Consider the following 22080-nt stretch of genomic DNA (forward strand, 5'->3'; position numbering starts at 1 on the left):
AAAAGATGGTAGAGATAAAAAGAGATACAAAAGAGACACAAATAAAGTGTAGTTTGACTTTAGATGGTTGTGGAAAATTTTCTATAAATACAGGTGTTGGTTTTTTTGACCATATGCTTGAAGCTTTGAGTAAACATAGCGGAATTGATATAAATTTGGAGTGTAAAGGTGATTTACACATTGATTCTCATCATACAGTTGAAGATTGTGGAATAGTTTTAGGACAAGCTTTGAAAAAAGCTATTTTTCCTATTGCTGCAATTGAGAGATATGGAAATGCTACTGTTGTTATGGACGAAGCAGCAACAACATGTGCTTTGGATTTATCAAATCGACCATTTTTAGTTTATGAAGTAAATGTTAGCGGAAAAGTTGGAGAGTTTGATGTTGAATTAGTAGAAGAGTTTTTCCATGCTTTAAGTGGAAATGCTGGAATCACACTTCACTTAATTTCTGAAAGAGGAAGAAATAAACATCATATTATTGAAGCAACATTTAAAGCTTTTGCAGTTGCTTTAAGACGTGCTTTGGTAAAAAATGAAAAACTTGGAATTCCTAGCACAAAAGGTGTTTTATGATAGAACTTTTAGTTTTTGATGTTGATGGAACTTTAACAAATGGTGATATTACATATTCAAGCAACCTTGAAGAGTTTAAAACTTTTAATGTAAATGATGGTTTTGCAATAGTTTTTTGGACAAAACATTTAGGAAAAAAAGCAGCAATTATCACAGGAAGAGAGTCAAAAATTGTTGAGTATAGAGCAAATGAGTTAAAAATAGAGTATCTATACCAAAATGTAAAAGATAAGTTACAAGTTTTAGATGAAATTTTGAAAAAAGAGGGTTTAAATTACAATGAAGTTGCTGCAATTGGAGATGATTTAAATGATCTAAAAATGTTAAAAAAAGCTGGATTATCTTTTGCTCCACAAAATGCACATGAACTTATAAAAAATAGTGTAAATGTAGTTTGCAAAAAAAGTGGTGGAAGTGGAGCTGCAAGAGAGATGATTGAGTATATCTTAAAAGAAGATGGACTTGAAGAGGAGTTTTTAAACTTATGGCTTTAAAAATATTTGTTTTTGTATCTCTTGTTTTAGCAATAATTTTTTATTTCTTGCCAGTTGATAAAATAAAAAAGGATTTTAAAAAAGAGGATATAGCTCTTTTTATATTTGAAAATCCAGTAATGTATAGTTTAGATGAAAATATGGTTAGTAAAAAAATTGTTGCAGCACAAGCCGTAAGATATGAAACTAGAGATGAGATGTATTATGGTGATATTACTTTAAATAACAATAATATTGCAAAAAATTTCAAAAGTGAAAATATTAAAGCAGATTTTATAGTAAAAAAGGGTGCTATTTATAACTTAAAAGATAATGTTAAGTATAAAAGAGATGATTTTATTAAAATAGATACAAAAGAGATGATTTATGATGATTTAAATAAAATTGCAAAAAATAGTTCTCCTTTTAAAGCAGAGTATTATGCACATAAGTACAATGGAGAAAATTTGTATTTAGAAAGTGAGAAAAATATTATAAATTCTAAAAATACACATTTTGAGATAGATATTGAAAAGAGAAAGGGAAAAGATGATAAAAAATAGTATAAAAGTTTTAGTTGGTTTGTTTTTTTGTTCTTCACTTTTGTTTGCACAAAGTGAAACATTAGTAATAGATGCTTTAGATTTCAAAGCAGATGATAATAAAGGAATTTCTACTTTTACAGGAAATGTAAAAATAAGAATGGCAGAAGATAAGTTAAATGCACAAAAAGTTGATGTATTTTTTGAAACAGATAAAGATACAAAAAATAAAGTAGCAACTAAATATGAAGCTACTGGAGATGCTGATTTTGAAGTAATTTCAAAAGATAAACACTATGTTGGAAAAGGTGATAAAATTATTTATGTACCTTTAAAAGAGGAGTATATAATTATTGGAAATGGATATGTTCATGAGAAAAATGATGATAGAAAAATTTATGGAGATAATATTTATATCAATCAGTTAACAGGTGAAGCAAAGGTTAAAGGAAGCGAAAATAAACCTGTAAAGTTTATTATAAATATTGAACGAGGCGAAAAAAAATAGTATGAATTTAATAGATGCAAAATTTTTACAATCCGCTCAAAGTATTGAAGATTCACCACCACCATCAGTAGCTGAAGTTGCTTTTTTAGGTAGATCAAATGTTGGAAAATCTTCAGTTTTAAACTCTTTAACAAAACATAAAGGTTTAGCTAAATCGTCTTCAACTCCTGGAAAAACTCAACTTATAAACTATTTTGAGATTAAGTTTAAAACTCAAGATGTTGAAACGCCTTATGTTTATACAAGATTTGTTGATTTACCAGGTTTTGGATATGCTAAAGTTGCTAAAACATTAAAAGCAGCTTGGAATAGAAATCTTACAGAATATTTAGAACAAAGACCAAATCTTCAAATATTTGTTCATTTAATAGATTCTAGACACACTAATCTAGAAATTGATAAAAATGTTTATGAGTTTGTAAAACATATTAAAAGAGGCGATCAAATAATTATAAATGCTTTTACTAAAATAGATAAACTAAATAGTGCAGAGCTTAATAAGTTAAAAAGAGATTTTCCAGATGGAATTTTTGTTTCAAACTTAAAGAAAAAAGGTATAATTGATCTTCAAAATAAAATTACGGAGCATTTGTTTGGAAATTAGATTTTATAAGCCAACAGTTCTTGATATTCCAAAAATGCAAGAGCTAGTACGTCCAGAAGTTGAAAAAGGAATAATTCTTTTAAGAACAGAAGATGAGATGGCTACAACTATCAGATCATATATTATTGTTGAAGTAGATGGAAAGATGGCTGGTTTTACAGCTACACATATCCACTCTGCTAGAATGGCAGAAGTTAGAAGTTTGATAGTAAATGAAGAGTTTAGAGGTTTGGGCTTAGGTAAAAAGCTTGTAGATGAGTGTGTTAAAGAGGCAAAATTTTATGGAATAAAACAGGTTTTATCTCTTACTTATGAAAAAGATTTTTTCATTTCATGTGGATTTAGAGAGATTCCAAAAGAAGATATTCCTGAACAAAAAATATGGGCTGATTGCATTAAATGTAAACTTTTTCCAATTTGTAACGAAATAGCGATGGTAAAGGATATTGAGTTTTAATCTCTAGCTTCTATAACTCTTTTTAGAAGCTCTTCTTTTGTAAATATTTGGGATATTTTTTGACTAGATACACCATTTGATAGTGTTATACTTATCCCTTTATTTTCCAGATATTGTGCATTTTTTATAATAACTTTTACTCTATTTTTAAATTCATCAAAAATATAAATCTTTCTTCCTACAAAAAGTTCATATAAACTAGGCTCTTTGTAAACTCCTACTAACTCTTTATTTGAATATAGATATTTCCAAATTTTAATCTCTTGCTCATAATTTAGAAAATATTGAGTATAGTCAGAAAAAACTCTATTCCCTTTTATATAAAAATTTGTTTCAGGAAAAAAATTTGGTACGCAGTTACATAAGAACATATCTTTTTGTACTTCATTTATCTTTGAAATACAAAAATATTTAAACTTCTTTAATTTTTCTAAATAAAGAATAGTTTGTGAATTTTGATTTTCTAGTATTGCAAAAATATCAAAAAGTTCTTCAAAATCGCCTTTATTTGAAGCCAATATTTCAAGAACTTTTATACTTAAATTTGAGTTTTCCAAGCTACTTTTTGGAATTTTATACATTTTTAGATTTGAATTTTTTAAATCAACTATATTTATGCTATTTTTTATTTGATTAAGAAGATATATTTTATTTTCACTATTTTTTTCTACAATAAAAATATTATTAATATCAACTTGAAGAGTTTTGTATTTTGCCAAAATTTGTTTTTTAAAATCAGTGATTTTTTCTTCAACCATAGTGTATGAAAAGTTATGATTTTTTAAAAATTCAGTTATCTCAAATAGATTATCAAAGCTTATTTCACTACTATTTGAATACTCTTTTTTTGTGCTATTAAACTCTAAATCCAAGCCAATAAGATAGTTTTTGTGTCTATATAACTCTTTTTGGTCTTTAATTACAATTTTTTTTAAAATCATTTTTTACCTTTTGTTTGATAATTCATAAATAAATGCAAAAATTTCTGCAACAGCTTTGTACATAGAAGTTGGTATCTCTTTATCTATATCTATTTTAGACAATAATTCAACCAAATCTTCATCTTTTTTAATAGGAATTTTGTTATCTTTTGCAATTTTTATTATATTATTTGCTGTTTCACCTTTTCCTTTTGCAGTTATTTTAGGAGCATTATTTGCATTTTTATCATATTGTAAAGCTACTGCTTTTTGTACTTTTTGATTATCTTCTTGCATTTATTATGCCTTTATATCTATTTTTGAACTAGATATAAAATCGTTGTTATAGTTGTTTTGATAAACATTTGTTGGTTTTTGTTCTTTAGTTTCACTCTCTTCTTTCATATCAAGAAGTTTAATATTCATAGGAATAATATTTGCTTCATTTAGAGCTAGTTTTAATTTTTGTAAATTATCTCTTAGTGCTACTTTAAAATGCTCTCTTTGTGCATAAATTGTCATATCAAGCTTATTGTCATCATACATTGAAAGCATTAAATCTATTTTACCAAAATCTTTTAAGGTAAGTTTAATTTGACAAAAAAACTTATCTTCATCTTTTTGTTTAATCTCAACTGAGCCATCTTCTAGCATCTCCCAAAAAAATGGAATATATACAAAATTTGAATTTGAAACAAGTGAAGTTAGCTGTTGCATATCGATTTGAGTTAGAAGATTGTTTATTGTTTTTAAGCTATCTTGAGACTTTATATCTGTTTTTTGTGCAACTTCTTCTTGCATTTTAAGAAGTATTGATTTGAAATCATTATCAAGCTTTTGATTATCTTTTGGATTGTCCAAGTTATTATTTGTATATTCTTGAATAATATTTTCTACTTTTTTTATCAAAGAGTTTATCTGATTTTGTATCTCTATATTTTTTGGATTAATAGCTTGTAGGCTCTCTTTTAATGCAGTTAAAAGTGGGTTTAAGTTTGTAGCAAAATTATTTGAAAAATTTGAGATATTTGTATTTTGTACACTATTTAAAATAGCTTCACTTTTTGAAAATAGATCTGGTAGTGAGATTAATTTATCAATCAAAGGTAAGATATTTTTATTTTGTACTATATTTTGATTTTGTGTAAAGTCTTGTTTTATTTGAGATAAGAGCTCTTTTACTTGATTATTTATCAAGTTTTTAATTTGTGTATTTTCTATATTTATATCTTCAGTTTGTGGTGTTTGTATTAATGTTTTTGGTACTATATTTTCAGTTCTTGACTCTATCATTGAGCCATTTTGTATAAAATTTTTTAATTCATTTGCAAGGTTATTTAGAGTTTGTGTTTGATTTGGATTTAAAGAATTACTTAAATTTTGTAAAGAGCTTACTAAAGTTTTAATATTATTTAATAGCTCACTACTTTTAAAAGAGCTATCTTTTGGTATGTTTTTTAAAATATTATCAATTATTTGACTGCTGTTTTTTGCCTCTGGAGTATCTATTGTTTTTATAAGATTTGAGATATTTTGCAAAAGATTTTCTAGTTTTGCATTTGGATTTGAAGATAACTTATTTTCTAAGAAAATACCACTATTTTTTATTTGCTCTTTTAAATTATCAGCAGTAATATCTTTTATATTTTTTAAAAAACTCTCCAAAAGAGGTTTGAATTTTTGAAGTGATTCTTCATCTTTTATATTTTCCAATAAAGATGATAAATTTGAAGATAGAGTTCCTAAATCTTTAAAAGCAGTTGAGTTTTTTAATATATTTTCTAAACTACTATTTGATTTTGTACCATCTTTTATTGAGTTTAAAACCTCTTTTAAAATAGAACTAGCATTTGTATTTGTAGCGCTTGAAGAATTTTGGCTATCTTGTTTTAAAATATTATTTAGAGTTTTATTATCTGCTTCTTTTAAAGCATCATTTAAAACTCTATTATTGTTTGCTAAAAGTATATTTAGTGCTGATCCATTTGAAATTAACATTTTAGACCATAGTGTAATATATTTTTCTAGAGTAGATTTTATCTACTCCATAAAAGAGATATTTTTAAAAAACTCTCTATATTTTGTATCTTTTTCATCTCTAGCTTTCATAGCAGCTCTTGGATGTTCATTTAATTGCCCTGTTATCATGTATGGAATACTATATCCCCAATCAAGTTTTTTCTCTAATTCAACTATATAATTTTCAATAAACTCTAAAACAGGCATCTGTTTATATTTTGGGTTTTTTAAAAATCCTAAAAGAAGCTCTAGTGGACAATTTCCTGCTCCTCTTCCTAGTCCTGAAACAGTAACATCTAGAAAACTTGCCCCATAAATCATTGCTTCTAATGTATTTGCATATGCAAGTTGAAGATTATTGTGTGCATGAATTCCAACTTTTTTACCTGATTTTTGAGCAAAACTAAGATATTTTTCTGTTAATTTTCGTATTTGTTCAGGATAAAAAGAACCAAAACTATCAGCTATATAAATTACATCAACATTTGTTTTAGAAAGTTGTTCTAAAACTTCATCTAGCTCATCATCAAATGATTTTGAAATAGCCATTATATTTACAGTTGTTTCATAACCTTTTGCATGAGCATCTTCTATTAGCTCAATTGCTGCTGGAATTTGGTGAATATATGTTGCAATTCTAATCATATCAACAACACTTTGCTCTTTTGGTCTAAGTTCTTCTTTTAAACTTCTTCCAATATCACTCATAACAGCAATTTTTAGATTTGTATTATTTTCCCCTACGATTCTTCTTATGTCTTCTTCTTTACAAAAATTCCAAGGTCCATACTCCTCTTCACTCATTAAAGTTGGAGATACATTTTTTCCTATTTCCATATAATCAACACCACTAGCAACACACATTTCATAGTGAGCTTTTACAAACTCATCACTAAAATGGAAGTTATTTACAAGTCCACCATCTCTAATAGTACAATCAAAAACTTTTAAATCTTCTCTAACTGAAAGTATAGTTCCTTTTTTCTCTAGCATTATCTCTTTTCCTTAATTTTTTTAGTTCTAAATATTAGCCAAATGTAACAAAAATTTTTATTAATACTATTTTATTTTTAGAACTTCCTCTATTTCTTCGTATTTAAAGCTTTTATAATCGATAGATTTTTGTTTTATTGCATTTATTGCCATTCTATCTGCTAGTTCATTACCTTCAATTCCATTATGACCTTTTACATACTCTAGGTTTACTTTTGATTTTAACTTTTCAAAGAGTTCATGTGATTTTATAATTAAAGGAAGATTTTTTATCTCGCCACCTTTTTTACTCCATCCATTTTTTTTCCAAGAGTAAGCCCATGTCGAGATACAATCTATTGCATATCTAGAGTCTGTAAAAATTGATATAGCATTATTACTACTTGTTTCATTTGCTATTTGCAAAGCTTTATATAGAGCATTTAGTTCAGCTATATTGTTTGTTCCCATCTCAACAAAATCTCCATATAATAAAACTGGATTTTTGTCATCAAAATAAACTGCTATTCCACTTCCTGCATTTCCAGGATTTCCACTACAAGCTCCATCACAATATATTTTTAAAATATTATTTGGTGTTGAGATATTGTTATCTATATTTTTATATACATTTGCTTTTATTTTGTTGTGCTCTAATACTAAATGATAGTTTGAAATTATTTTCTCTTGGCATTCTAAATCAGTAATACCTTTTAGAAGCATTAGTAAATTTGAGTCATTTTTTGAGATCTCTTTTCCTAAAGCTTCATTTTCATAATTTTTCTCAAAACTAAAATCTATCTTTAATATATCAAGCTGTTTTTTATTTAAAGTACCATTGTAATCAATCTTACTTAAAAAATTTTTATCTATTTTCATATCACTTTTACTTATAATTAATTTTTATATTTGAAAATTGTACAAAAATAGGGCTTTATTGTTGTTGTAAATTAATGAAAAATAGCCAAAATTATGCTACAGTTACGCAAAAACTTAGGATTTTAAATGATTTCAAAACTATCTATAAAACAAAAACTAATAGCAATTATGCTTATTCCACTGATTATTGTGATTTTGTTAGCAGCAAAATTAGCCTATGACTCGTATCAGAGTTTGGAAAACCTTAAATCATTAGATAAAGTTGTTATCTTATCTACAAAAATTGGTGCTTTGGTTCATGAAACTCAAAAAGAGAGAGGTATGACAGCTGGATTTATTGGAAGTAAAGGTGTTAAATTTAAAGATGAATTACCAAAACAAAGAGAAGATGTAAATAAACAAATAACTTTTTTAAATGATTTTTTAACAAGTTTTGATAAATCAAAATATAGTGATGAATTTATAAAAAATCTAAATAGTGGTTTAGAAAAGTTAAAAGATTTACAAGCTGTAAGAAATAGTGTAAATAGTTTAAATATTGCAGCACCTATTGCAATAGCTTATTATACAGATGCAAATACTCTTTTACTTAATACTTTAGGAACTATTGTAAAATTTTCAAATAGCCCAAATATTACAAAAGAGCTGGGAAGTTATATGAACTTTTTACTTGCAAAAGAGCGAACTGGAATAGAAAGAGCAGTTGGTACAAATACTTTTGCACAAAATAAGTTTACAGAAGGTTTAAAAGCTAGATTTTATACTCTTATAGCTGAACAAACTGCATATTTGGATATTTTTTCAAAAATTGCTTCAAAAGATATGGTAGATTTTTACTTAAAAACAGTTGTTGGAAAAGATATAGAAGAGGTTGAAAAGATGCGAAAAATAGCACTTTTTAGTAATATCGAAGAGAACTTTGAAGTAGATCCAAATTATTGGTTTGAAACAATTACAAAAAAGATAAATCTTTTGAAAAATGTTGAAGATCATATTTCTATTCATCTTTTAAATGAGATTAATCTAGAAAAAGATGAAGCAACATTTCATCTAGTACTTTTCTCACTATTAAGTATTTTTGGTATTGGTATTACGATGATTTTGGCAAGAACTATTGCATTTACAATCTTAATAGATGTTGCTAGTGTACGATCTGGAATAGAAGAGTTTTTTGCTTTCATTAATTTTGAAAAAGATGATATTAAATTAATTGGTGTTGATTCAACAGATGAGTTAGGAATGATGTCTAAAATTATTAATAAAAATATTTCAAATACTAAAGCAAATATACAAAAAGATAGAGAGTTAATAGCAGATACAATAAGAGTTGCAAATAGTATTAATAAAGGACATTTGGACCAAAAAATTATGGTTAATTCAAATAATCCGGCATTAAATGAGCTTAAAGACATTATAAATGAGATGTTAAATACTCTAAACAGTAATATTTTAAATATTTTAAAAGTTCTAACTTCTTACTCAAAACTAGATTTTAAACCAAGATTGAAAGATAATGATCTTGAGGGAATTATTCAAGAGTTGGAAAAAGATATAAATATTTTAAGAGATGTTATTACTCAAACATTACTTGATAACAAAAAAGTTGGGTTCACTTTAAAAGATAATGCTAATATTCTAAGTTTTAATATGCAAAGTATATCAACAGCTGCAAATTCACAAGCTGCATCTTTAGAAGAAACTGCTGCTTCTTTAGAAGAGATAACATCAAATATTACAAATAATACACAAACAACTACAAAGATGGCAAGTTATGGTGAAAAAGTAAAAGAGTCAATAAAAATTGGGCAAGATTTAGCAAACAAAACTGTTAGTTCTATGGAAGATATAAATAAACAAGCATTGGCTATAAATGAAGCTATTGGTGTAATTGACCAAATAGCATTTCAAACAAATATTCTAAGTCTAAATGCTGCTGTTGAAGCTGCAACTGCGGGAGAAGCTGGAAAAGGTTTTGCTGTTGTTGCTGGAGAAGTTCGAAATCTTGCAAGTAGAAGTGCTGAAGCTGCAAATGAGATAAAAAGAATAGTACAGTTAGCTACAAGCAAAACAAAAGAGGGTAGTGAAATTGCAAATAGTATGATAGAGGGATACACATCTTTAAATGAAAATATATCTATAACTTTAGACTTAATACAAAATGTAACAACAGCTAGTAAAGAGCAATCAGTTGGAATGGTACAAATAAATGATGCTGTAAACAACCTTGATCAAATTACTCAAAGAAATGCACAAAGTGCATCTGAAGCAAATGAAATTGCAAAACAAACACTAGAAATATCAAATGAGATTATAGAACAAGTAAACTCTAAAGAGTTTGATGGAAAGTAAGAAATAATAAGAGTTATATTTATGGAATATAACTCTCTTTATTGTTTATAAATTTTGTAGTATAAAAAAGCTCTCTTAAAAATAAAATTAGTGAAACTACTAAACAACTCATAGCCAAAATAAATAAAATTGCTATTAAAAAAGTATGTTCAAAATGAAAAAATGAACTTAAAAATATTGTGATAATAACCAAAGCAATTAAAAGACCAGTAGTTGTCCCAAAAAATATTGCACGGTTCGTATTATTCATTCTCATAGTTAAAAAATCTCTTCTAGATTTTATCATATCTCTTAATTCATCATCTATTTTATTTTCCTCTTTTTTTTCACTCTCAAATTTATCTAATTTATCAACTTTATCAATGATTCTAACTAATCTTCCTGTAAAAACATTTAGAAGCCCTGCAACACCTGCTAATAAAAAAACAGGTGCAACAGAGAGTTGAATCATACTTGATACTGAATTTATTTCATTTATATTTATCACTATTTTGCTTCTTCAATTATTTTTAAAAGCCCTTCTTGTGTTTTTTGTGCAAGTTCTATTAAATCAGGGTTTATATCATCTACTAATTGAACTAAAGAGTTTAAAGTTATATTTGTCTCTCCATCTTGAGTGTAAACTGCTATTTTGCAAGGCATAATACAAGCTAAACTAATATCTTCATTTAAAAAAGTTTCAGCAACATTTGGATTACAAATATCAACTATTTGGCACTGTGCATCTAATTTTTTACCTTTTGAGTTTAAAGTCTCTTTTATATTGTGTATGTGTTGAACTCCAAAACCATGGTTTGGGGCTAACTCTTTTATGCTATCAACTACTTCTTGAACTGTTTTGTTTGATATTTCTATATATTGCATTTTTTTTTCCTTTTATATATTTTTTATTGATTGTAGCAAATTAATTTTTATAAAAACCTATTCTTTACACTTTATGAATAAAAATGAAAAAATTGTGATATAATCTCACAATTTCGGCATACTTCGGTCTATGCCTGACTTCGTTTATGTAGATTTTCTACAACTCATTTAAACTCAAATTATTCAACCTAGATCGTAACTTAAGCTAATAACTTTTGTAGGTTCATAAAACAAAAGGTACTTATGTCATTTTTAAATTTAGGATTATGTGCACAAATTCTTCGTGCAGTAAAAGAAGAGGGCTATACAACAGCAACTCCTATTCAAACAGAGTCTATTCCTGTTATATTAGCAAAAAAAGATGTTTTAGCGGCTGCTCAAACAGGAACTGGAAAAACAGCAGGTTTTACACTTCCATTATTGGAATTATTAAATAAAAACTATTCAAAAGATAAAAAAATTGTTGTAAAAGCACTTATTTTAACACCAACAAGAGAGTTAGCAACTCAAGTAGGACAAAGTGTTGAAGTTTATGGAAAATATCTTCCATTTAAATCAGCTGTTATTTTTGGAGGAGTTGGAATAAATCCTCAAAAAGCAATTTTGAAAAAAGGTGTTGATATTATTACAGCAACTCCTGGAAGATTGCTTGATTTGGTTTCTCAAGATTGTTTAGATTTATCAAAAGTAGAGTTTTTGGTTTTAGATGAAGCTGATAGAATGCTTGATATGGGATTTATTCATGATATTAAAAAGATATTATCAATTTTGCCAAAACAAAGACAAAATTTACTTTTTTCAGCTACTTTTTCACCAGAGATTAAAAAATTAGCAGATGGTTTACTAAATTCTCCAACTTTAATAGAGGCTTCAAAAGCAAATAGTACTTCACATAAAGTTGAACAAACTGTTCATCATGTTGATAAAGAGAGAAAAAAAGAGCTTTTAATTCATCTTTTGAATAAAAATAGCTGGAGACAAGTTTTAGTATTTACAAGAACAAAACATGGTGCAAATAAACTAAGTGAAGCTTTAATAAAAGATAAAATAACTTCAGCTGCAATTCATGGAAATAAATCTCAAGGTGCGAGAACAAAAGCTTTGGATGATTTTAAAGCTGGAAGCGTAAGAGTTTTGGTAGCAACTGATATAGCTGCAAGGGGAATTGATATAGACCAACTTCCTCATGTAATAAATTTTGAGTTACCAAATGTTCCTGAAGATTATGTTCATAGAATTGGTAGAACTGGACGAGCTGGAAATAGTGGAGATGCTATATCTTTGGTTTGTATTGATGAGCATGATTATTTGTTTGGAATTGAGAAATTAATTAAACAAAAAATAAATAAAATAGCAATCGAAGGCTTTAAAGTAAATCCAAATATAAAAGCAGAACCTATTTCAAATGGTAGAAACAGAGCAACACAAAGTAGAGCTTCTAAAACAGAAGATAAAACTTCTAGCTCAAAAAGAACTTTTGGTAAGAAAAGAGATGAAGAAAAATCACCATCAAGTGTAAAACCAAGAGGAAATAGCAATAGATTTGGCTCAAAAAGAGGTGAAACTTCATCTAGTAACTCAAGAAACAGAAGAGTAAGCTCAAGTTTAAAAAGTAAATAAACTCAAATGTTAAAGTAAGATATTTCAAAATATCTTACTTGCTTCATAAAATTAATATTCAATTCATAGCCATATAGATATACTTTTTTCTTTAAAAATATTGTAAAATAGAAAGAATTTATATATGAATAAAATAAAACTACAAAATCTTGATTGTGCAAATTGTGCTTTAAAAATAGAGAAAACTTTAAATAATATGCCAGAACTATCAAATGTACGACTTAATTTTTCAACTTCAACTTTAACATTTGAACAAAATACAAACAAAGATTTAACTTTTATAATAGAAAAAGAGATTCAAAAAATAGAAAAAGAAGTTTTTATAGTAAAGCAAGAGAATAAAAAGAAAAAAACATTTTGGCAAAATTTGGACAAAAAGCTTTTAATTATTACTTTAATATCACTCTTTTTAACTTATATCTCTTATAACTATATAGAAAATATACAATTACAAATAGCAGTTTTTGTTATAGCATATATGATTGTTGCTTGGGATGTTTTATATAAGGCATTTAAAAATATTATTGTTGGTAAAGTTTTTGATGAGTATTTTTTAATGTCAATTGCAACAATTGGAGCTATTGCTCTTTTTGATTTTGTTGAGGCAATTGCTGTTATGATTTTTTATCAAGTTGGTGAGATGTTTCAAAGAGTTGCTGTAAGTAATTCAAGAGATAGTATAAATGCACTTATAGATATAAAACCAGAATTTGCATTTGTAAAAGAGGGTGAAACTATAGTTCAAAAAATTCCCCAAGAGTTAAAACTAGATGATACTATTTTAGTAAAAGTAGGTGAGAAAGTTCCAGTTGATGCTATTTTGCTTGAAAACTCTTGCTCTTTTGATACAAGTGCAATAACAGGTGAGTTTAAACCAAAAACTCTAAAAGAGAAAGAAGAGGTTTTAAGTGGATATATAAATGTTTCAAATGCTGTTTATTTAAAAGTTAATTCACTTTACAAAGACTCAACAATTGCAAAGATAATTGAGTTAATTGAAAATGCAAGTTTAAAAAAAGCAAATGCTGAAAAGTTTATTACAAAATTTGCTTCAGTTTATACTCCCATAGTTGTTATTCTAGCTTTATTTTTAGCATTTTTACCACCACTTTTTATCCAAAATACTTCTTATGCTGACTGGATTGAAAGAGCTTTAGTCTTTTTGGTAATCTCTTGTCCTTGTGCTTTACTTGTGTCTGTTCCTCTATCATATTTTAGTGCTATTGGAGCTGTTTCAAAAAAAGGTGTATTAGTAAAAGGTGCAAACTATATAGAAAAACTAACTGAAATTGAAAATTTCGTTTTTGATAAAACAGGAACTTTGACAAAAGGGGTTTTTGAAGTTACAAAAATAAAAGCTTTTAATATGAGTAAAGATGAGCTTCTAAGAGTTGTTGCAATAGTTGAGAGCTTTTCAAATCATCCAATAGCAAAATCAGTTGTAAAAGAGTGTAAAGAGGAGTTAAATCTAAAAGAGCTTAGTTTTAGCCAAGAGTTTAGTGGTTTAGGTATAAAAGCTATTGTAAATGAAAAAGAGATTTTAGTAGGAAACAAAAAACTTCTTGAAAAATATGGTGTAGAAATTTCACAAAATCTAAACGATAGTTTAAATGTTGTTTATGTAGCAATAGACTCAAAATTTGCTGGATATATTGTTGTAAGTGATGTTATAAAATCTGAAGCAAAAGAGTTTTTAAAAGAGTTAAAAAAACTAAATATTTTAAAAACTTATATGCTAACAGGTGATAAAAAAGAACAAGCCTTAGAAGTTGCAAAAAATATAGGAATAGATGAAGTAAGATATGAACTTTTACCCCAAGATAAACTAAAAATTTATGAAAATATAAAAAATGAAACAAGAAAAACAACAGCTTTTGTAGGAGATGGAATAAATGATTCCCCAACACTTGCAAATTCTGATATAGGCTTTGCAATGGGTGTAATAGGAAGTGATTTGGCTATAAAATCTGCTGATGTTATAGTTTTAAATGATAATTTGAATTCAATAATTGATGCAATAAAAATAGCTAAAAAAACAAAAGTGATTGTATACCAAAATATTATATTTATTATGCTTGTAAAAATTGGTTTTTTATTTTTAGGTGCAGGTGCAGTTATTGGCATGCAAGAGGCAATTTTTGCAGATATGGGAGTAGCTTTAATAGCTATATTTAACTCTATGAGAATTTTAAAAGATATTAAAAAATAGGAAAATATTTTGAATTATGAGATAAAAAATAGTTTTGTAAAAGCAAAAATCAAATCTTTTGGAGCTGAATTAAATAGTTTACAAAAAATAGAAAATGATTTTGAATATATTTGGCAAGCAGATTCAAAATACTGGGCAAGACATTCACCTGTACTTTTCCCAATAGTTGGAAGATTAAAAGATGATAACTATTTTTATAAAGGTAAAAAATACAATTTATCTCAACACGGTTTTGCAAGAGATAAAGAGTTTGAACTTATAAAAAAAGATGAAGATTTTATTGAATTTAGCCTAAAAAATGATGAAAAAACTTTTGAAATTTATCCATTTTTGTTTGAGTTAAATATCTCTTATAAATTAGAGAAAACAAAACTAATAATTTCATATAAGGTTAAAAACAGAAGTGAAGATAGACTATATTTTTCAATTGGAGCTCATCCAGCTTTTAATATTTCAAGTGGTGATTTTTTAGATTTTGAAGATATTAGAACTTCTAAAAGGTATTTTTTAAATGATAAAGGTTTGATTTATAAAAATCAAGAGATGAATTTTATAGAAAATAAGCTCATTTTAGATAAAGAAATATTTAAAAATGATGCTTTAATTTTTAATGATGAAAATATAAATTCTATTATTCTAAGAGATAAAAACAATAACAAAATTTTAAAAGTAGAATTCAAAAATTTTCCATATTTAGGAGTTTGGTCAAAACCAAATCTTCCACCATTTGTTTGTATTGAACCTTGGTTTGGAGTTGCAAATGAGGAAAATTCAAATCAAAATCTAGAAGATAAAAGAGGAATTCAAGTTTTGCTAAAAGATGAGCTTTTTTCTTGTTTTTATAGTGTTGAAATATGAATTAAAATACTATTGCATTCTGTAATATTTATTTATATTTTTAAGTTTATCTTCTAATATAATCTAAAATATATTAAAGAGTCAAAATGAAATCAAGTGAAGTTATAAAAATATTTGAATAATTTAAAACAAAGATTAAAAGAAGAAGGAAAGTGATTGATAAGTTAGTCTTTAAATTAAGAAAACATAGTTGCCCGAAAAAATCGGACAACTAAAAATAAAATCACTTTCTCTTTACAGCTTTTGCGTTTGGTAAATCTGTTATAGATCCTTCATAAATCTCAGCAGCCATACCAATAGATTCATGTAGTGTTGGGTGAGCATGAATTGTAAGTGCCAAATCTTGCGCATCACAATCCATCTCAAGAGCAAGAGAGATTTCACCTAAAAGCTCTCCTGCATTTTCTCCAACAATCGCTCCACCAATTAATTGGTTTGTATCTTTATTGAAAATTAGTTTTGTAAGACCAGTATTTGAAACATCACTAGCTAGTGCTCTTCCACTTGCACTCCAAGGAAATGAGCTAACTTCATAGTTAATACCAGCTTTTTTAGCCTCGATTTCAGTCATACCAGCCCATGCAATCTCAGGGAATGTATATGCGATAGATGGTATTTGTTTTGGTTCAAAATATACTTTATGACCAGCAATAACTTCAGCAGCTACATGCCCTTCATGTACGGCTTTGTGAGCAAGCATAGGTTGACCAATAATATCTCCAATAGCAAATATATGAGAAACTTTTGTTCGTAGTTGATTATCAACTTTGATAAGCCCTTGTTCATCTACTTCTACATTTGTATTTTCAAGTCCTAGTTTATTTCCATTTGCACTTCTTCCAAGAGCTACTAAAACAGCATCATATAAAATTCCCTCTTTAGGTGCATTTTCACCTTTGAACTCTACATAAATTCCATCTTGTTTTGGAATTATACTTTGAGTTTGAGTTTTGCTGATAATATTAAATCTATCTTTATTTGATTTTGTATAAAGTTTTATCAAATCAGCATCAGTTCCAGTCATTAGTTGTTCACCTCTAATTGCAACATCAACTTCGCTTCCTAAAGTTGAATAAACTGTACCCATCTCAAGACCAATAATTCCACCACCAAGAATTAGAAGTTTTTTAGGAACTTCTTTTACTTCTAAAGCATCTGTTGAATCCCAAATTCTAGGGTCTTCATGAGGAATAAATGACATTTTAGAGCTTTGGCTTCCAGCTGCAATTATGCAGTAATCAAAACTTACTTTTGATTTTTCACCATTTGTAAGAGTTACTTCAACACTATGCTCATCTAAAAACTTAGCATAACCTTGAATATGATTTACTTTTCTCATTTTTGCCATTGCATCTAAACCACCAGTTAGTTTTTTTACAACGCCACTTTTATATTGTGCAACTTTTTGTATATCTATTTTTGGTTCTTCGTAAAATATACCAGCATTTTTTATATGTTTTGCCTCTTCAATAACTTTTGCAACATGAAGTAAAGCTTTTGAAGGAATACACCCTACATTTAAACAAACTCCACCTAAAGTTGAGTATCTCTCAACAATAGTTGTTTCAAATCCTAAATCAGCACATCTAAAAGCAGCAGAATAACCACCAGGTCCTGCTCCTATTACTAAAACTTGAGTTTTTATTTCATTCATACTTATCCTTTTAAATGGTTCCCATTTAAAAGGGAACCGTTTTATTTAATGACTACTTTTTAACACAATTTATAAAAAATTGCTAAAAGTAGCAAAATTCTAAAGGGCGTAACGAGTTACGCTTAATTATAGACTTAACAATCTAATATCACTTAAAAGTTGTGATAAAGTTGTTGTAAATCTAGCACCATCTGCACCATCTATTACTTTATGGTCATAAGATAGACTAATTGGTAGCATAAGTCTAGGTTTAAATTTCTTACCATTAAACACTGGTTTAATAGAAGATTTTGAAACCCCTAAAATGGCAACTTCAGGAGAGTTTATAATTGGTGTAAAGTATGTTCCACCAATTCCCCCAAGGCTTGAAATAGTAAAGCATCCACCACTCATATCATTTGAAGTTAATTTTCCTTCTCTTGCTTTTTGTGATAGTTGTGCTAATTCAATTGCAATCTCTTTGAAACCTTTTTTATCTACATCTTTAATAACAGGTACTAAAAGTCCATTTGGTGTATCAACTGCAACTCCAATATTAAAGTACTCTTTCATAATTAGCTCTTGTCCATCGCTACTTAAGCTTGAGTTGAATTTTGGATGAATTTTTAGAGCTTTTTCAACTGCTTTTATTATAAATACAATAGGTGAAAGTTTGAAATCTTTTGCTTTTTCATTTTGTTGTTTTCTAAACTCTTCAAGCTCTGTAATATCAGCTTCATCAAATTGTGTAACATGAGGTGCTGATAGATAGTTTTTATGTAAAAATGGTCCTGATACTTTTTGAACACGACTAAGCTCAACTCTATTTACTTTTCCAAATAAAGAAAAATCTATCTCTTTTGACTCAGGAAGACTAAACCCAAATCCAATGCTTGAAGCAGATGCAGGTTTATTAAGTTGCTCTTTTACATAAGCTTTTATATCTTCTGCTAAAATTCTTCCTTTTTTTGCACTACCTTTTACAAAACCTAAATCAACTCCAAACTCTCTTGCAATTTTTCTTACACTTGGACTTGCATATACTTTTGTAGCTTTTTTAGATAATACTTTACTCTCTTCTTCAATATCTGCACTTCTTGCAGCTACTTCTTGAAGAGTTGGTTTAGAACTAATATCTTTTTCTACAGTTGTAGGAGTAGAGCTTGCAGCAAAAGTTGGAGTTGGAACTTTGTTTTCTATAACAACAGTTTTAATAACTTTTGCTATTAAATCTCCACTATTAATTTTTTGACCTTTTTGAACACAAATCTCAATCACTTCTCCACCAAAAGGTGCAGGAACATCCATAGAAGCTTTTTCAGTTTCAAGAGTTATGATACTGTAATCTTTTACAATAATATCTCCAACATGAATCATAACATCAATTAAATCAACATCTTTTTCAGCACCTAAATCAGGAACTCTTACCTCTTCAACAACAGATTGAATAGATTGCTCTTTTACAAATTGAGGAGGAGTTGAAATAGCTACAACTTCTTCTTTTTGCTCTTCAAGTTTTGAAGCACTAGAAGCAACTTCATCAGCTTGATTGCTATTTTCTTCACCTTCATTCGTTGCTTCAACTTTAGCAATTAAGTCTCCACTATTTACCTTATCTCCAACTTTTACTAAAATTTCAACGATTTTACCCTTGTATGGAGTTGGAACATCCATAGATGCTTTTTCAGTTTCAAGAGTGATTAAACCATCTTCAATCTCAACAATATCACCAACTTTTATCATAACATCAATTAAATCAACATCTTTGTCAGCACCTAAGTCTGGAATAAAAACATCATATATTTTTGCCATTTTTTACTCCTTACGAATTTCTAGGATTGATTTTATTTGTATCAATCGCATATCTATTTTTAGCTTCAAGAGCCACTTTTTTATCTATTTTCCCATTTATTGCTAATTGTGCTAATGTTGTATAAATGATAAAGTTTGTATCAACTTCAAAGAATTTTCTTAAATTTGCTCTACTATCACTTCTTCCAAAACCATCTGTTCCTAAAGCTTTGAAATTTCCTTTGATATAAGGTCTTAACTGTTCAGAATAAGCTTTCATATAGTCAGTTGCGCTTATAATAATACTATCTTCATCACTTCCTAAAACTTTTTCTATATATGGAATTTTAGCACTTGCATCAAGATTTAATAAATTCTCTCTTTCTAAATCTTGAGCTTCTCTTGTTAATTCATTGTAAGAAGTAACTGAGAAAATATCAACTTTTATATCATACTCTGTTGATAAAATAAGAGCTGCTTTCATAGCTTCTTGGAATATAGAACCTGAACCTAGAAGTTTAACTTTGTAGTCATTTTTTGCCTCAAAAGTTTTTACTTTATAAATTCCTTTTATAATTCCTTCTTGTGAATTTTCTGGCATTGCAGGTTGTGCATAATTCTCATTTAATGTTGTAATATAGTAGAAAATATCTTCTTGATTTTCTCCATACATTCTTTGTATTCCATTTTGAACTATAACAGCAACTTCATATCCATAAGTTGGATCATAAGTAACACAATTTGGAATAGTATTTGCTAAAATATGAGAGTGTCCATCTTCATGCTGTAACCCTTCTCCATTTAGTGTTGTTCTTCCACTAGTTCCACCTACAAGGAATCCTCTTGCTTTTTGATCACCAGCTGCCCAACATAAATCTCCAGTTCTTTGAAATCCAAACATTGAGTAGAATATATAAAATGGAATCATTGGATAATCATTTACAGAATAAGATGTTGCAGCTGCAATCCATGAGCTCATAGCTCCAAGCTCATTTATTCCTTCTTGTAAAACTTGACCTTTTATATCTTCTTTATAAAATGCAACTTGGTCTTTATCTTGTGGAATATACTTTTGTCCAGCACTTGAATAAATTCCAAATTGTCTAAACATACCTTCCATTCCAAATGTTCTAGCTTCATCGGGAACTATTGGAACAATATTTTTTCCTATTTGTTTATCTTTTAGTAAAGCATTTAAAACTCTTACAAATGCCATAGTTGTAGATATTTCTCTATCTCCACTACCTGCAATTATACTTTCAAATTCACTTAAAGCTGGGATTTCAAGTTTATTTGAAAATTTCTCTCTTCTTTGTGGTACAAACCCACCAAGAGCTGCTCTTTTTTCTTTTAAATATTGAACTTCTGCAGAGTTTTCATCTGGTTTGTAGTATGAGTAAGATTCAACATCTTCATCACTAATTGGTAAATCAAATCTATCTCTAAATGCTTTTAACTGATTTACATCTACTTTTTTAACACCGTGAGCAATATTCATACCCTCAGCTGCACTTCCCATACCGTAACCTTTTACAGTTTTTGCTAAAATTACAGAAGGTCTTCCTTTTGTCTCATTTGCTCTTTTATAAGCTGCATAAACCTTAACAGGGTCATGTCCACCACGATTAAGTTTCCAAATATCATTATCACTTAGGTTTTCAACAAGTTTTGCAGTTTCTGGGAATTTATTAAAGAAATTTTCTCTTGTATAAGCTCCACCTTTTTGTTTAAAGTTTTGATACTCTCCATCAACTGTTTGCTCCATTAGTTCAAGAAGTTTTCCAGATGTGTCTTTTTCAAGTAGATTATCCCATAATCCTCCCCAAATTACTTTGATTACTTCCCAACCAGCTCCTCTAAATTCACCTTCAAGTTCTTGGATAATTTTTCCATTTCCTCTTACTGGACCATCTAGTCTTTGTAAGTTACAGTTTATTACAAAAATTAAATTATCCAACTCTTCTCTAGCAGCCATACCAATAGCACCTAAAGACTCAGGTTCATCACACTCTCCATCTCCCATAAAGCAGTAAACTTTTTGAGCACTACAATCTTTAATTCCTCTATTTGTAAGGTATTTTAAAAATCTCGCTTGATAAATTGCTTGCAAAGGTCCTAATCCCATAGAAACTGTTGGGAATTGCCAATATGTAGGCATCAGTTTTGGGTGTGGATATGAAGATAATCCATCTGCAAAAGCTTCCTGTCTGAAGTTATCCATCTGCTCTTGAGTAAATCTTCCTTCTAGAAAACTTCTAGCATAAATACCAGGACTTATATGTCCTTGGAAAAATATCAAATCTCCACCATTTTTTTCATTTGGTGCTTTGAAAAAATGATTAAAAGCTACATCATAAAGTGTTGCAGATGATTGAAAAGATGCAATATGACCACCAAGTTCAAGTTGCTTATTTGAAGCTCTTTGAACCATAATTTGTGCATTCCATCTAATAATAGATCTTATTTTTCTTTCCAAATCCATATTTGCTGGAATTTTAGGTTCTTCCTCTTTTGGAATAGAGTTTATATAAGCAGTTGTTGCACTAAAAGGTAAGTGTGCACCACTTCTTCTTGATTTATCTATTAATTTTTCTAGTAAAAAGTGAGCTCTTTGTACTCCCTCTTCGTCTATAACAGCCTCTAAAGCTTCCATCCACTCTTTAGTTTCTAGCGGATTAACATCTTCTAATTGTATTTTTGGCATAAATATCCTTTATAAAAGTTTTCTTAATTTTTAAAACTAATTTGTAATTTTAATTTAAAATAAATTATAATTCGCTTATATCAAATATTTTAAGGATTAA

General features: G+C 28.1%; 20 protein-coding genes. 10 read left to right on the forward strand and 10 right to left on the reverse strand.

Annotated features, from left to right (window positions below; genetic code table 11):
- The first annotated feature begins 5 nt into the window (after positions 1–5).
- Genes hisB through ACRYA_RS03565 form a run of 6 tightly spaced genes read left to right on the forward strand, consistent with a single transcriptional unit; the run spans position 6 to position 3162 of the window.
- On the forward strand, positions 6–578 hold the full coding sequence (gene hisB, locus ACRYA_RS03540; protein WP_105917745.1) for an imidazoleglycerol-phosphate dehydratase HisB: 573 nt from the start codon (positions 6–8) through the stop codon (positions 576–578).
- Entirely contained in the window at positions 575–1072 is a 498-nt protein-coding gene (locus tag ACRYA_RS03545) for a KdsC family phosphatase (protein WP_105917744.1), read from the forward strand. Before hisB ends, ACRYA_RS03545 begins: the two co-directional genes overlap by 4 nt.
- Entirely contained in the window at positions 1063–1614 is a 552-nt protein-coding gene (locus ACRYA_RS03550; RefSeq protein ID WP_105917743.1) for a hypothetical protein, read from the forward strand. Before ACRYA_RS03545 ends, ACRYA_RS03550 begins: the two co-directional genes overlap by 10 nt.
- On the forward strand, positions 1601–2101 hold the full coding sequence (locus ACRYA_RS03555; RefSeq protein ID WP_105917742.1) for an LptA/OstA family protein: 501 nt from the start codon (positions 1601–1603) through the stop codon (positions 2099–2101). Before ACRYA_RS03550 ends, ACRYA_RS03555 begins: the two co-directional genes overlap by 14 nt.
- Position 2102: 1 nt before the next feature.
- A complete protein-coding gene (yihA, locus tag ACRYA_RS03560; RefSeq protein WP_105917773.1) occupies positions 2103–2705 on the forward strand; it encodes a ribosome biogenesis GTP-binding protein YihA/YsxC in 603 nt (200 codons plus the stop codon).
- Complete coding sequence (locus ACRYA_RS03565) at positions 2695–3162, forward strand: N-acetyltransferase (RefSeq protein WP_105917741.1); 468 nt, start codon at positions 2695–2697, stop codon at positions 3160–3162. The genes yihA and ACRYA_RS03565 overlap by 11 nt, the downstream gene beginning before the upstream one ends.
- Here the strand turns inward: ACRYA_RS03565 and ACRYA_RS03570 are convergent.
- The 5 genes from ACRYA_RS03570 to ACRYA_RS03590 all read right to left on the reverse strand — a co-directional run bounded on the left by ACRYA_RS03570 (position 3159) and on the right by ACRYA_RS03590 (position 7952).
- Complete coding sequence (locus ACRYA_RS03570) at positions 3159–4103, reverse strand: hypothetical protein (protein WP_105917740.1); 945 nt, start codon at positions 4101–4103, stop codon at positions 3159–3161. The genes ACRYA_RS03565 and ACRYA_RS03570 overlap by 4 nt on opposite strands.
- A 3-nt stretch (positions 4104–4106) precedes the next feature.
- Positions 4107–4379, reverse strand: coding sequence for an EscU/YscU/HrcU family type III secretion system export apparatus switch protein (locus ACRYA_RS03575; protein ID WP_066155184.1), 273 nt, complete (start codon positions 4377–4379; stop codon positions 4107–4109).
- 3 nt (positions 4380–4382) lie between these two features.
- On the reverse strand, positions 4383–6080 hold the full coding sequence (fliK, locus tag ACRYA_RS03580; RefSeq protein ID WP_105917739.1) for a flagellar hook-length control protein FliK: 1698 nt from the start codon (positions 6078–6080) through the stop codon (positions 4383–4385).
- A gap of 42 nt (positions 6081–6122) precedes the next feature.
- Positions 6123–7094, reverse strand: coding sequence for an aldolase catalytic domain-containing protein (locus ACRYA_RS03585; protein ID WP_105917738.1), 972 nt, complete (start codon positions 7092–7094; stop codon positions 6123–6125).
- Between the two features lie 66 nt (positions 7095–7160).
- On the reverse strand, positions 7161–7952 hold the full coding sequence (locus ACRYA_RS03590) for a ribonuclease H family protein (protein ID WP_105917737.1): 792 nt from the start codon (positions 7950–7952) through the stop codon (positions 7161–7163).
- A 126-nt stretch (positions 7953–8078) separates the two neighbouring features.
- Between ACRYA_RS03590 and ACRYA_RS03595 the strand changes: the two genes are divergently transcribed.
- The gene (locus tag ACRYA_RS03595; RefSeq protein WP_105917736.1) at positions 8079–10301 is read left to right on the forward strand and encodes a methyl-accepting chemotaxis protein; all 2223 of its coding nucleotides are present in this window, start codon (positions 8079–8081) and stop codon (positions 10299–10301) included.
- A 19-nt stretch (positions 10302–10320) separates the two neighbouring features.
- Here ACRYA_RS03595 and ACRYA_RS03600 read toward each other — a convergent pair whose 3' ends face one another.
- Positions 10321–10788: a DUF2721 domain-containing protein gene (locus ACRYA_RS03600; protein ID WP_105917735.1), complete on the reverse strand. Its 468-nt coding sequence runs from the start codon at positions 10786–10788 to the stop codon at positions 10321–10323.
- On the reverse strand, positions 10788–11165 hold the full coding sequence (locus ACRYA_RS03605; RefSeq protein WP_105917734.1) for a DUF302 domain-containing protein: 378 nt from the start codon (positions 11163–11165) through the stop codon (positions 10788–10790). Before ACRYA_RS03605 ends, ACRYA_RS03600 begins: the two co-directional genes overlap by 1 nt.
- A gap of 243 nt (positions 11166–11408) precedes the next feature.
- Here ACRYA_RS03605 and ACRYA_RS03610 point away from each other — a divergent pair, with 243 nt between their 5' ends.
- The 3 genes from ACRYA_RS03610 (at position 11409) to ACRYA_RS03620 (ending at position 15852) form a co-directional block, all read left to right on the forward strand.
- Positions 11409–12785: a DEAD/DEAH box helicase gene (locus ACRYA_RS03610; RefSeq protein WP_105917733.1), complete on the forward strand. Its 1377-nt coding sequence runs from the start codon at positions 11409–11411 to the stop codon at positions 12783–12785.
- A 124-nt stretch (positions 12786–12909) separates the two neighbouring features.
- A complete protein-coding gene (locus ACRYA_RS03615; RefSeq protein ID WP_105917732.1) occupies positions 12910–14994 on the forward strand; it encodes a heavy metal translocating P-type ATPase in 2085 nt (694 codons plus the stop codon).
- Between the two features lie 9 nt (positions 14995–15003).
- Positions 15004–15852, forward strand: coding sequence for an aldose 1-epimerase family protein (locus ACRYA_RS03620; protein ID WP_105917731.1), 849 nt, complete (start codon positions 15004–15006; stop codon positions 15850–15852).
- A gap of 223 nt (positions 15853–16075) precedes the next feature.
- Here ACRYA_RS03620 and lpdA read toward each other — a convergent pair whose 3' ends face one another.
- From lpdA to aceE, 3 genes are all read right to left on the reverse strand, one after another.
- On the reverse strand, positions 16076–17506 hold the full coding sequence (gene lpdA, locus ACRYA_RS03625) for a dihydrolipoyl dehydrogenase (protein ID WP_105917730.1): 1431 nt from the start codon (positions 17504–17506) through the stop codon (positions 16076–16078).
- Positions 17507–17632: 126 nt separating this feature from the next.
- Positions 17633–19297 carry a dihydrolipoyllysine-residue acetyltransferase gene (locus tag ACRYA_RS03630; RefSeq protein ID WP_105917729.1) on the reverse strand — a complete coding sequence of 555 codons (1665 nt, stop codon included), beginning with the start codon at positions 19295–19297 and terminating at the stop codon, positions 17633–17635.
- A gap of 10 nt (positions 19298–19307) precedes the next feature.
- Positions 19308–21980 carry a pyruvate dehydrogenase (acetyl-transferring), homodimeric type gene (gene aceE, locus ACRYA_RS03635; protein WP_105917728.1) on the reverse strand — a complete coding sequence of 891 codons (2673 nt, stop codon included), beginning with the start codon at positions 21978–21980 and terminating at the stop codon, positions 19308–19310.
- Between the last annotated feature and the right edge of the window lie 100 nt (positions 21981–22080).

Origin of the sequence: Aliarcobacter cryaerophilus ATCC 43158 (assembly GCF_003660105.1) — a bacterium.
In the GTDB taxonomy this organism is placed as follows: domain Bacteria; phylum Campylobacterota; class Campylobacteria; order Campylobacterales; family Arcobacteraceae; genus Aliarcobacter; species Aliarcobacter cryaerophilus.